Annotated in this window: 10 protein-coding genes; 8 read left to right on the top strand and 2 right to left on the bottom strand. The window is 64.3% G+C overall.

Annotation, left to right across the window (positions count from 1 at the left end; genetic code table 11):
• Positions 1–26 precede the first annotated feature (26 nt).
• Positions 27–1,088 (bottom strand): agmatinase, encoded by a 1,062-nt coding sequence (speB, locus tag NKH22_RS06180; RefSeq protein WP_352909165.1) that lies wholly within the window; start codon positions 1,086–1,088, stop codon positions 27–29.
• A 212-nt stretch (positions 1,089–1,300) separates the two neighbouring features.
• Here speB and gcvA point away from each other — a divergent pair, with 212 nt between their 5' ends.
• From gcvA to NKH22_RS06140, 8 genes are all read left to right on the top strand, one after another.
• On the top strand, positions 1,301–2,269 hold the full coding sequence (gcvA, locus tag NKH22_RS06175; protein WP_023671280.1) for a transcriptional regulator GcvA: 969 nt from the start codon (positions 1,301–1,303) through the stop codon (positions 2,267–2,269).
• A 169-nt stretch (positions 2,270–2,438) separates the two neighbouring features.
• Positions 2,439–3,743 carry a nicotinate phosphoribosyltransferase gene (gene pncB / locus NKH22_RS06170; protein ID WP_023683568.1) on the top strand — a complete coding sequence of 435 codons (1,305 nt, stop codon included), beginning with the start codon at positions 2,439–2,441 and terminating at the stop codon, positions 3,741–3,743.
• Between the two features lie 191 nt (positions 3,744–3,934).
• A complete protein-coding gene (locus NKH22_RS06165) occupies positions 3,935–5,377 on the top strand; it encodes a hypothetical protein (RefSeq protein ID WP_023700438.1) in 1,443 nt (480 codons plus the stop codon).
• A 152-nt stretch (positions 5,378–5,529) separates the two neighbouring features.
• Positions 5,530–6,834 carry an ABC transporter substrate-binding protein gene (locus tag NKH22_RS06160; RefSeq protein WP_023683566.1) on the top strand — a complete coding sequence of 435 codons (1,305 nt, stop codon included), beginning with the start codon at positions 5,530–5,532 and terminating at the stop codon, positions 6,832–6,834.
• Between the two features lie 159 nt (positions 6,835–6,993).
• Complete coding sequence (locus NKH22_RS06155) at positions 6,994–7,875, top strand: branched-chain amino acid ABC transporter permease (RefSeq protein ID WP_023683565.1); 882 nt, start codon at positions 6,994–6,996, stop codon at positions 7,873–7,875.
• Positions 7,872–8,834, top strand: a complete 963-nt coding sequence (locus NKH22_RS06150; RefSeq protein ID WP_023683564.1) for a branched-chain amino acid ABC transporter permease — start codon at positions 7,872–7,874, stop codon at positions 8,832–8,834. The genes NKH22_RS06155 and NKH22_RS06150 overlap by 4 nt, the downstream gene beginning before the upstream one ends.
• Positions 8,831–9,556 (top strand): ABC transporter ATP-binding protein, encoded by a 726-nt coding sequence (locus NKH22_RS06145; RefSeq protein ID WP_023683563.1) that lies wholly within the window; start codon positions 8,831–8,833, stop codon positions 9,554–9,556. The genes NKH22_RS06150 and NKH22_RS06145 overlap by 4 nt, the downstream gene beginning before the upstream one ends.
• Positions 9,553–10,290, top strand: a complete 738-nt coding sequence (locus NKH22_RS06140) for an ABC transporter ATP-binding protein (RefSeq protein ID WP_023683562.1) — start codon at positions 9,553–9,555, stop codon at positions 10,288–10,290. The genes NKH22_RS06145 and NKH22_RS06140 overlap by 4 nt, the downstream gene beginning before the upstream one ends.
• Here NKH22_RS06140 and NKH22_RS06135 read toward each other — a convergent pair whose 3' ends face one another.
• Positions 10,291–11,658 carry a sodium:proton antiporter gene (locus NKH22_RS06135; RefSeq protein WP_050588706.1) on the bottom strand — a complete coding sequence of 456 codons (1,368 nt, stop codon included), beginning with the start codon at positions 11,656–11,658 and terminating at the stop codon, positions 10,291–10,293.
• Positions 11,659–11,694 lie beyond the last annotated feature (36 nt).

Here is an 11,694-nt window from a genome sequence, read left to right as displayed (position 1 = left end):
GCGGCCGCCTTTGCATGTGAAATCCGTCAGGCCCCCTTGCCGGTGATCGCCGGGCTGAACACCATCAGGCTCAGGATCTCGAACAGGACCTGGGCGCCGACATGGGCGGTGTTGGTGGTCGCGTCATATTGCGGCGCCACCTCGACGACGTCGCCGCCGACGATGTTGAGGCCTTTCAAGCCGCGCAGCAGTTCGAGCACTTCGCGCGTCGTCAGGCCGCCTATTTCCGGCGTGCCGGTGCCTGGCGCGAAGGCCGGATCGACACTGTCGACGTCGAAGGAAATGTAGGTCGGGCCGTCGCCGACGATTTTGCGCGCCTTCTCGATGATGGCGGGGATGCCGAGACCCGTCACCTCTTCGGCATGCACGACCGTCATGCCGGATTCATAGGTGAACTCCCACAGATACTCCGCCGAGCCGCGGATGCCGATCTGGATGGTGCGGGTGGGGTCGAGCACGCCGTCCAGCACCGCGTTGCGGAACGGTCCGCCATGATGGAACTTGGTCATGTCGAACAGCCCGCTTGTGTCGCAATGGGCGTCGATATGGATCATGCCGACCGGCGCCTTCTTGCCGACCGCCTTCAGGATCGGATGGCTGATCGAGTGGTCGCCCCCGACCGAAAGCGGCAGCACGCCGGCATCGACGATCTGGTTGGTGCGGCGCTCGATATCCTCGTGGCTGATCTCCAGCCGGTAACGGCTGCGGAACGGCGTATCGCCGATGTCGGCGACGCGAAGCTCATGCGTCGGCGCGCATTCCAGCACATGATTGTAAGGGCCGATGCGCTCGATGGCGCGCAGCGCCCTGGGTCCAAAGCGCGAGCCGGGCCGGTTGGTGACGCCGAGATCCATCGGCACGCCGATGATCGCCACCTGCAAATCGCCGAAATCCGGATTGTCGGCAGCGATTTCACGGTAGGGCGCGGCGAGGAAGGTGGGGATGCCGGCATAGGGCGCCAGCCTTGTGCCGCTCTTGGAGAAGATCTTGTCGGCGACCTTGCGGAACTTCGGGTCGAACATCTCGCCGCCATGGCTCTCGCCATACTTGCGGCGCAAGGCTTCCAGCTTGCCTCTGTCATAACCCATGTCGGTCTCCTCCTGCGGGCTGATGCATGCGGCCGTGGCGACATCTGCGAACTGACCATCATCCGGCCGGGTCGCTGTCCCGCTGGCTGCCTGTAGATTTCACGTCATTGATGCTGTTGACCTGCCAAAGTGTCCGGCAGCCGCATTGAAAAATCAATTGATATTGTTACGGTGCTGATTGTGAGAAAATCTCACAGAGTATCCGGTTGCTCATGGCCAAGCGTCTGCCCCCCTTGAATCCCTTGCGCGCCTTCGAGGCGACGGCGCGGCATGCCTCGCTGACCAAGGCGGCGAGTGAGCTCAACGTCACCCACGGCGCAATCAGCCACCAGATCAAGGCGCTCGAGCAATCACTCGGCGTAAAACTGTTCGAACGCACCGGACAGCGGGTAAAGCTCACCCCGCACGGCGCCGAATTGCTGCCGGCGGTCTCGACCGCCTTCGACGGCATCGCCGCCGCCACCCAGCGCATGACCAGGCCAGCCAGCGCCGGTACGCTGTCGGTCTCCTGCGTGCCGGCGCTGCTGCTTCTGTGGATGACGCCGCGGCTCGGCAGCTTCATGGCGCAATATCCTGATATCAGGTTGACGCTGATCCCGTCCAACGACCCCAAGGACATCCGCGCCCCACAGGTCGATGTCTGCGTGCTCTATGGCGACGGCAGCTGGACCGATTGCTGGATGCGCAAATGGTCGGGCCTCGAACTGTTCCCGGTGGTCAGCCCGACGCTGATCAACAACCGGCCGCTCCGCATCTGCCGGGATCTTGCTGGCCATGTCATCCTGCATGGCGATGATGGCCGCGAATGGCACACCTGGCTGGCCGCCGCCGATGGGCTCGACCTCGAACGTGGCCGCCGCCACCATCTCGGCGACGCCCGTACGGCGATCGAAGCCGCGGTGCACGGACATGGCGTGGCTCTCGGCGATTCCGTCACCGCCAGCATGCTGCTCGCCAGGGGCCTGCTGGTGGCGCCGTTCAGCCTGTCGGTGCCGGCGGTCGATGATTTCTACGTCGTCTGCCGCAACGAGATGCGTTCGGCGCCTATCGTGCAATTGTTCGTCGACTGGCTGTTTGCCGAAAAGGAACAGGCCGACAGCCGGGCCGACGCGCCGGTGGCCGGCCGCATCGGCAGCCGCAGGAAGCGTCCGGCGCTGCGGGTGGTGGGCGCCAAGAGTTGAGGCTGGACCTGAGCGGCTGCTTTTTGTCGGGCCAGCCCGGAAAGCGGGAGGCGCTTTCAAAAATTCAATGCTAATAAGCTCTTGCCCGGCAATTCCAGGAAAACTGTGCGGCGGTTTCCCGTCCGGAATTGCGTAAGAAAGACGTGAGCAGCGAAGGCGACGGCAGGACATGGCAAGAACCGATATAGCGCGGCGCGTCTACAACCACACCTGGAAGCTGGACCCGATCGTCCGCAGCCTGCTCGACACCGATTTCTACAAGCTTCTGATGCTGCAGATGATCTGGGGCATGTACCCCAAGGTCGACGCCACCTTTTCGCTGATCAACCGCACCACCTCGGTGCGCCTGGCCGACGACATCGACGAAGGCGAATTGCGCGACCAGCTCGACCATGCCCGCACGCTGCGCTTCTCCAAGAAGGAGATGATCTGGCTTGGCGGTAACAATTTCTATGGCCGCAAGCAGATCTTCGAGCCGGAATTCCTCGCCTGGCTGGAAGGTTTTCGGCTGCCCGACTACGAGCTGTCCAAGCGCGACGGTCAGTACGAGCTCTCCTTCAGCGGTCCCTGGATGTACACCACCCTGTGGGAAATCCCGGCGCTGGCGATCATCAATGAGCTTCGTTCCCGCGCCGCCATGCGCGCCTTCGGTCCCTTCGCGCTTGACGTGCTCTATGCACGCGCCAAGGGGAAGATGTGGGCCAAGACCGAACGCTTGAAGGCGCTGCCCGGCATCCGCATCTCCGATTTCGGCACCCGCCGCCGCCATTCCTTCCTGTGGCAGCGCTGGTGCGTCGAGGCGCTCAAGGAAGGCATTGGCGAAGCCTTCACCGGCACCTCGAACGTGCTGCTGGCCATGGACAACGACCTCGAAGCGCTCGGCACCAACGCGCATGAATTGCCGATGGTTTTTGCCGCCCTTGCCAAGTCGGAAAAGGAATTGAAGGAATCGCCCTACAAGGTGCTGCAGGACTGGCAGCGCTATTACGGCGGCAACCTGCTGATCGTGCTGCCCGACGCTTTCGGCACCGCATCCTTCCTGCGCGACGCCCCGGACTGGGTCGCCGACTGGACCGGCTTCCGCCCCGACAGCGCGCCGCCGATCGAAGGCGGCGAAAAAATCATCGACTGGTGGCGCGAGAAGGGCAAGGACCCCAGGCAGAAGCTGCTGATCTTCTCCGACGGTCTCGAGGTCGAAACCATCGAGGAGACCTACAGGCACTTCAAGGGCAAGGTGCGCATGTCCTTCGGCTGGGGCACCAACCTCACCAACGATTTCGAAGGCTGCGCGCCGACCGAAACCAACAGCCTGGATGCGATATCGCTGGTCTGCAAGGTGACGGAGGCCAATGGCCGGCCGGCGGTGAAGCTGTCGGACAATCCGGCGAAAGCGACGGGCGACAAGAAGGAGATCGAGCGCTATCTCCGGATTTTTGGGGCGAAGGACCGCGTGGAGCAGCTGGTCAAGGTTTGAGGGTCGGCGGGTGCCTTGCTGGACGAAATGGAAATCGCGATAGCGTGAGTTGCCGCCCACCCCCCTCTGTCCTGCCGGACATCTCCCCCGCAAGGGGGGAGATTGGCAGCATCGAGTACCGCGCCTCTTTCTTTACCCTTGAAAGTTGGCGAAAGCCCCGGCGACATCCAATCTCCCCCCTTGCGGGGGAGATGGCCGGCAGGCCAGAGGGGGGTGTGAAGGATCGCGTCAGGCTGACATATGTCGCCTGCTCCCCCACCCTCACACTCCTCCCCACCCCTGCCTTCGCCCACGCCTCCGACCGCGGCCACGTCCTCCTCCTCCCGACCGGCTACTACATCGCCGGCGGCGCGCTTGCCGTCGCGGTAAGCTTCCTCGTCCTCGCCCTGCTGCCACCCGCAACCCTCGACCGCTTCTGGCGCCGCCGCCTGCCGCTCTTCCCATTCGCCGACACCCCTCGCACAATCATCAGCCTCATCTCCTTTGCCGGTTTCGCAACGCTCATCGCCGCCGGCCTGTTCGGCAGCCGCGATCCGCTCTCCAATCCGCTGCCCCTGACCATCTGGACGCTGCTCTGGGTCGGCCTTGCCATCGCGCAAGGCCTGTTCGGCGATGTCTGGTCGTGGCCGAATCCATGGTATGGCCCGTGGCGGATCGTAAGCCGCCTGTTCAAGCTTCGTGGCGGTGAGGGACAGAAATTGCGTTTGCCTTCATGGCTCGGCTGCTGGCCAGCCGTTATCCTGTTCTTCGCCTTTGCCTGGTTCGAGCTGATCGACCCGGCGCCCGACGACCCGGCGCGGCTGGCCTATGCCGCCGGCCTCTACTGGTTGCTTACCTTCATCGCCATGCTCGCCTTCGGCTACCGCGATTGGAGCCGGCGCGGCGAATTCCTGACGGTGTTCTTCGCCATGGTGGCGCGCTTCGCCATCGTCGAGCGCAATGAACACGGGCGGCTCGCTCTCTGCTGGCCGGGCTCAAAACTGCTCGGCGCGGCACCCCTGCCGGCAAGCGGCATCGCTTTCCTGCTGCTCAGCCTGTCATCGGTGTCCTTCGACGGCCTGTCGAAAACCTTCTTCTGGCTCGGCCTGTCCGGCATCAACCCGCTGGAATATCCCGGCCGCACCGCGCTCATCGGCATTAGCAGCTTCGGCCTCGTGCTGACCTTCGTTCTGCTGGCGGCGGCATTCCTGCTGGCCGTCATCCTCGGCCAGCGCCTCGCCGGCAGCCGACATTCCCTCCGCGAGGCCGCCAGGCTGCTGGTGTGGTCGATCGTGCCGATCGCGCTCGCCTATCATGTCGCGCACTATCTGACGGCGCTGCTGGTCGACGGCCAGTATGCGATCGCCGCTCTGTCCGACCCGTTCGCGCTGGGATGGAACCTGTTCGGCGCCGCCGACATGCAGATCGAGGCCGGCATCGTCGCCGGGGCCCACTCCGCCTGGTGGCTGTGGAACCTGCAGGCCGGCATCATCATCGCCGGCCATATGCTGGCGGTGCTCGTTGCCCATGGACTGGCCTGGCGACTGCACCAGGTGCCATCGCGCGCCGCCCTCAGCCAGTTGCCGCTCACCATGCTGATGATTGCCTACACGATCTTCGGCCTGTGGTTGCTTGCCACGCCGACGGCCGGATGAGACAAGCTGATCAACATGCCTTTGCGGAAAGCCCGCTTGCAAGCTCTGTGCTTTGGTGATTTAGTTTGTACACATGCAATTTCTGCCCCTCCTGCAAGGGAGTGGCCTTGCCTCGTTACAGACAGTCAAAACTCAAAAACAGGGGAACTGCCGTGACTGACAAGAATGGGTTTTTCGATCTCTCCAAATCCACCCTTAGCCGCCGCACCGCGCTGAAAGGTCTCGCCGCCGGCGCCGGGCTGACGCTCGCGCCCGGCTTCGTCCGCTACAGCCAGGCGCAGAGTTCGGCGCCAATCAAGATCGGCTTCCAGTCGCACCGCACCGGCATCGGCGCCGCCTATGGCCGCTGGTACGAAAAGACCAGTGCCGCCGCGGTCAAGGCGATCAACGATGCCGGCGGCATCAACGGCCGGCCGGTCGAACTGGTGATCGAGGATGACGGCACCGATCCCGGCCGTGGCGCCGAAGTGGTCGGCAAGTTCGCCACCCAGCACAAGACCGACATCGTCTTCGGCACGCTGTTCTCGCATGTCGTGATCGGCTCGGCGCCGGCCGCCGGCGAAAACAAGATCCCTTATTTCGTCGTCAGCGAAGGCCACCATGTCGCTTCGACCAAGCTCAACCGCTACGTCTTCCAGCCCGGCATCACCGATGTGAAGAGCCAGATCCAGTCGATGGCGCCATGGATCGCGGCCAATGCCGGCAAGAAGGTGACGCAGATCTTCCCGGATTTCGCCTTCGGCTACGACCATCGCGACTACCTGCCGCCGGCGCTGAAGGCGCAAGGCGCCGAGGTCATCGCCCAGATCGCCATCCCGCCGACAGAGTCGTCTTTTACGAAATACTTCCCGCAGATACCGGCCGAGACCGAAGTCATCTACCACGTGATGGTCGGCCCGGCCGTGCTCACCTTCGTCAAGGAACTCGGCGAGTTCTACGGCTCCAACCGGCCGCAGCTGTTCGGCTTCATCGATTCGCTCGAAGCCACCGACATCAACAGCCCCGGCCTCGAATTCCTGGACGGCAGCCATTTCTGGGAAGGCTCGCCGCGCTATGCCCAGGCCAATGACTCGGCCGCGCAGAAAGCCTACCGCGCCGCCGTTGGCATCGACGAAAATGGCGCTGCCGTCGGCGACCCCAAGGACGTCTCCACCGCCGCCCACATGTTCGGCTGCTGGGAGACGCTCTATGTCGTCAAGAAGGCGATGGAAGACGCCGGCTACAAGGGCCTGGAAGACCGCGCCAAGCTGGTCGAGGCGACCGAGGCGCTGACCGAATTCGCCGAAGGGCCGGAGCATCCGCAGGGGCCGAAGACCTTCAACGGCAAGATCCACCAGTGTTTTGGCATCCAGAACATCTCCAAGGTCGAAGGTGGCAAGCTGAATGTCGTCCACAAGACCAAGATCGAGGACGGGCTTTACGAGGCCGAAGGGGATTATACGACGCAGGCGCTGTGAGGCGCCTTACCCTCCCCCTTGTGGGGAGGGTCGGCACGCAAGCTTCGCACTTTTGCGAAGCTTGCGAGACGGGGTGGGGGTCGCGACGGCCCGTGCCCAACCCCCACCCGACCGCTGCGCGGTCACCCTCCCCACAAGGGGAGGGTAAGGGCGCCCTGAATGCATTTCGGACCCCATCTCCTCCTCGCCGCCCTCGAAGGCCTTGTCACCTCAGCCGTGCTGGCGCTGACGGCGCTTGGGCTGTCGCTGGTGTTCGGCGTCATGCGCGTCGTCAACGTCGCCCATGGCGAGTTCTTCATGCTGGGCGCGGTGCTGGCCTGGGCGATCTCGACGGCGATACCCGGCCATCCCACGCTCGGCTTCCTGGCGGCGCTGGTGATTGCGCCGCTGATTGTCGGCGCCATTGCGCTGGTAGCCGAGCGGCTTGTGCTGCGGCGGCTCAATTACAATCCGGAAGCCACCATCGTCGCCACGATCGGCATGCTCTACATCATCCAGCAGCTGGCGTTGAGCTTCTATGGCCCGGAAGCCCGCCCGGTGGAGCCGCCCTTCAGCTACCGCATCCTTTTGCCCTGGTTCGGCTATTCCGGCTACAAGCTGTCGATCATTGCCGCTTCGGCCCTTCTGCTCATCGCCACCTGGCTGGTGCTGACGCGCACCAAGATCGGCCTCATCATGCGCGCCACCCAATATGACAGCGAGACGGCGCAGGCCTTCGGCATTCCGGTCGCCCGCGTCTATGCCGGCGTCTTCGCGCTCGGCGCCATGCTGGCGGCCATCGCCGCCGTGCTGATCGTGCCGATCAGTCAGGCGCACTACCTGATGGGGCAGGACCCGCTGCTGTTGTCCTTCATCGTCGTCATCATCGGCGGCCTCGGCTCGCTGCGCGGCACCGTCGTTGCCGCCGTGCTGATCGGCCTGTCCGATGGCATCATCTCGGTGTTCTTCTCGCCGACTTTGGCCAAGATCATAGCCACGCTGCTGGTGGCCATGGTGCTGGTGTTCAGGCCGCAAGGCCTGTTCGGGCAGGCGCCGCGATGAGCGAAGCTTCGCCGGCAAAAGCGTATGCATTGCATATCGGCGCCATCGCGCTGCTGTTCGCCCTGAGCTTCGTCCTGCCGGATTATCATCACGGCCTGCTCGCCCGCATCATGGTGCTGGCGGTGTTCGCCATGGGCTACAACATGCTGTTCGGCTATGTCGGCCTGCTCAGCCTCGGCCACGCCATGTTCTTCGCCGCCGGGCTCTATGGCGCTGGTCTCGCCGTCATCCATCTCGGCTGGAGCGTGCCTTTGGCTTTCCTCGCCGGTATCGCCTGCGGCGCGCTGCTGGCACTTGTGATCGGCCTGCTGGCGCTGCGCACCACCGGCGTCGCCTTCATGATCGTCACCATGATGTTCGCGCAGGTGTTTTACCTCACCATCCTCTATTTCGCCGCCTGGACCGGCGGCGACCAGGGTCTGGTGGTGCCGCAGCCGGCGCGGGTTCTGGCCTTCGGCTCGACATCGCTCGACCTCACCAACCCGACCGTGCGCTACATGAGCGCGCTGGCGCTGTTCTCGGTCGTGCTGCTGATCACCCTCGCCATCGTCCGCTCCCGCTATGGCCGCGTGCTGGTCGCGGTGCGCGAGAACGAGGAGCGCACGAAAATGCTGGGCTACGACACCTTCTCCAACAAGCTGATCGCCGTCGTCGTCTCCGGCACCATCTGCGCCGCCTCGGGTGCGGCCTATGCGCTGCTGTTCGGCTATGTCGGCTCGAGCTTTGCCTCGGTGCAGTATTCCATCCTGCCGCTGCTCTGGGTGCTGCTCGGCGGCGCCGCCACGACGCTGGGCGCGCTGCTCGGCACGGTGTTCATGTACTATGTCATCGACACCGCCAGCGGCTACACCTCCGCCTATCTCCTGATCGTCGGTATTGCGCTCATCCTGCTGGTGCTGTTTTTCCCCAAAGGCATTCTGGGCACCATCCGCCAGCGCTGGCTCGGGTGGCTGCCATGATGCCGTTGCTGACCACCAAAGGCCTGGCGCGCAGTTTCGGCGGCCTGCGCGCCGTCGACGGTGTCGATTTTCAGCTGATGCCGGGCGAGATCCGCGCCGTCATCGGTCCCAATGGCGCTGGCAAAACCACCTTCGTCAGCCTGGTCAGCGGCCGCATTCAGCCATCGTCCGGCATGATCGTCTTCGACGGCGCCGACATCACCAGCCAGCCGGCCTATCTCAGGGTGCGCCGGGGCATCGCCTACACCTTCCAGATCACCAGCGTCTTCGCCAACCTCTCTGCCTACGATAATGTCGCGCTGCCGGTGCAGCGCACGCTGACCGATGCCCGCTCGAAAGGTGCGGTGCGCACCGGCGTCATGGCCGCGCTGGAACGCACCGGACTGGCCGGCCGCGCCCATATGCCGGCCGGCCAGCTTTCCTACGGCCATCAGCGCCTGCTGGAAGTGGCAATGGGCCTGGCGCTGAAGCCGCGGCTTTTGATCCTCGACGAGCCGACGCAAGGGCTGGCCGACAGCGAGATCGACAATTTCATCGAACTGGTGCGCGAGATCGCCAAGAGCGCCACCGTGCTTTTGATCGAGCACAACATGCCTGTCGTCATGCAGCTGGCCGACCGCATCACGGTCTTCAACGCCGGCAGGATCCTGGCCGAAGGCACGCCCGAACAGGTTCGCGCCAACACACAGGTGCAGGAAGCCTATCTGGGGACGGCGCCATGAGCGAAGCCCCCAAGACTGAAGCCCACGAGACTGAAGCGCTGACTATCTCCAGGCTCGACTGCTTCTATGGCGAGGTTCAGGTGCTCTATGGGCTCGACCTAGTGCTCAACAAGGGCGAGGTGCTGTGCCTGTTCGGTCGCAACGGCGCCGGCAAGACGACGACGCTGAAAGCGATCATGGGGCTGGTTCGGTCGAGCGCCGGTTCGATCCGGCTCGCCGGCAAGGAGTTGACCGGCCTGGCGGCGCATGAGGTGCCCAAGGCCGGCGTCGCCTATGTGCCCCAGGGCAGGCGGCTGTTCGCCGAGATGACGGTGGCGGAAAACATCGAGATCGGCCTGATGGCGCGCGGCAAGGGAAGAGCGACGCGCGAGAGCGTGCTCGACCTCTTCCCGCTGCTGCGCCAGCGGCTGCGGCAGCGCTCCGGCACTTTGTCCGGTGGCGAACAGCAGATGCTGGCCATGGCCCGCGCGCTTTGTCTGGAGCCGCAGGTGCTGTTGCTAGACGAGCCGACCGAAGGGCTGATGCCGTCGATGATCGCCAAGATCCGCGAGACGGTGGTGAAGCTGCGTGAGCTAGGTGTCTCCACCATTCTGGTCGAACAGCGCGTCGACGCCGTGCTGTCGGTCGCCGACCGCGTCTGCTTCATCGAAAACGGCCGCAACCGCGAGACCGTCGATGTCGAGCAATTGCGCGCCGACCCATCGGCAGTCAGGCGCTATGTCGGCGTCGGCTGATCAGCCGAAAAACAGGAACCCGGCGATCAAAAAGATCGGGATCAGCACCAGCCCTGACCATGCCATGTAGCCGAAGAAGCCCGGCATCTTCACACCGCGGTGTCGGGCGATGGCGTAGACCATGAAGTTGGGTGCATTGCCGATATAGGTGTTGGCCCCCATGAACACCGCGCCGGCCGAGATCGCGGCCAGCGTCGAGGCCGCCTCCGTCATCAGGTGCCGCGCGTCGCCGCCTGCGAGTTCGAAGAACACCAGATAGGTCGGCGCATTGTCGAGGAAGGACGACAGCCCGCCGGTCAGCCAGAAATAGGCGAGATCATTGGGCTGCCCGGTGGGTGACGTCACCAGCGCGACCAGCGGCGCCAGCGCGCCGTCATGGCCGGCGCGAAGGATGGCAATGACCGGCACGATGCAGATGAAGATGCCAGCAAACAGTTTCGCCACCTCCGCGATCGGGCCCCAGGTGAAGCCGTTGGCCTCGCGATGGCTCTTGAGTGACACGACAAGCGACAGTCCGGCGAGCCCCAGGATAATGGCGTCGCGCGCCAGGTTCTGCAGTTCGAGGCTCACGCCCAGCACTGAAAAGCTCACGCCCGGCTTCCACGCTGCCGACAGCAGGATCGCGGCAATGACGCCGGCCAGCAGCGGCAGATTGGCCAGGCCGCGAAGGCGCACCTTCGTATCCGGCGTCGGATCCTTGATCTTCGGCGCGCCGCCTTCACGGCGATGCAGCATGATGTCGATGGCCAGGAAGACAAGCAGCACCAGGCCGCCGGTAAACAGCGTCTCGCGCCAGAGGTTCGCCGACGTCCAGAAGAAGTCGACGCCGCGCAGGAAGCCGACGAACAATGGCGGGTCGCCCAAGGGCGTCAACGAGCCGCCGATGTTGGACACCAGGAAGATGAAGAAGATGACGACATGGGCGTTGAACTGCCGGTTGTCGTTGGCGCGCAGCATCGGCCGGATCAGGATCATCGAGGCGCCGGTGGTGCCGATCACCGAGGCCAGCATCGCCCCGACGAGCAGCAGCCCGGCATTGACCAGCGGCGTGCCATGGATGTTGCCGGCGACAAGGATGCCGCCCGAAATGGTGTAGAGCGCGAACAGCAGGATAATGAAGGACATGTATTCGGTGAGCAGCGTGTGCAGCACGGCTTCACCGGCTACCGGAACGCCGAATGCAACCATCAGCGGGATGACCGCCAGCGCTGCCCAGCCGGCGGCGATCTTGCCGTAATGATGCTCCCAGACATAGTGGAACAGCAGCGGTCCGGTGGCGATCGAGAGCAGCAGGCCGGCGAAAGGCAGCGCCCACCACAGCGACATGGCAGCATCGGGCAGGCCGCGGGCCTCGGCCGCGAAGGCCATTTGCGGAGACACAGCGGAAGCGAGTACACCTGCCGC

It is taken from the genome of Mesorhizobium sp. M1252 (genome assembly GCF_040318265.1).
Lineage (GTDB): Bacteria > Pseudomonadota > Alphaproteobacteria > Rhizobiales > Rhizobiaceae > Mesorhizobium.
The sequence above is the reverse complement of the archived record's forward strand: the minus strand, read 5'-3'. Positions and strand labels throughout refer to the sequence as shown.

Excerpts from the sequence above, each read along its gene's own strand:
- speB (WP_352909165.1), bottom strand. The coding sequence starts at position 1,088 with ATGGGTTATGACAGAGGCAAGCTGGAAGCCTTGCGCCGCAAGTATGGC.
- gcvA (WP_023671280.1), top strand. The coding sequence starts at position 1,301 with ATGGCCAAGCGTCTGCCCCCCTTGAATCCCTTGCGCGCCTTCGAGGCG.
- pncB (WP_023683568.1), top strand. The coding sequence starts at position 2,439 with ATGGCAAGAACCGATATAGCGCGGCGCGTCTACAACCACACCTGGAAG.
- NKH22_RS06165 (WP_023700438.1), top strand. The coding sequence starts at position 3,935 with ATGGCCGGCAGGCCAGAGGGGGGTGTGAAGGATCGCGTCAGGCTGACA.
- NKH22_RS06155 (WP_023683565.1), top strand. The coding sequence starts at position 6,994 with ATGCATTTCGGACCCCATCTCCTCCTCGCCGCCCTCGAAGGCCTTGTC.
- NKH22_RS06150 (WP_023683564.1), top strand. The coding sequence starts at position 7,872 with ATGAGCGAAGCTTCGCCGGCAAAAGCGTATGCATTGCATATCGGCGCC.
- NKH22_RS06145 (WP_023683563.1), top strand. The coding sequence starts at position 8,831 with ATGATGCCGTTGCTGACCACCAAAGGCCTGGCGCGCAGTTTCGGCGGC.
- NKH22_RS06140 (WP_023683562.1), top strand. The coding sequence starts at position 9,553 with ATGAGCGAAGCCCCCAAGACTGAAGCCCACGAGACTGAAGCGCTGACT.
- NKH22_RS06135 (WP_050588706.1), bottom strand. The coding sequence starts at position 11,658 with ATGGCCTTCGCGGCCGAGGCCCGCGGCCTGCCCGATGCTGCCATGTCG.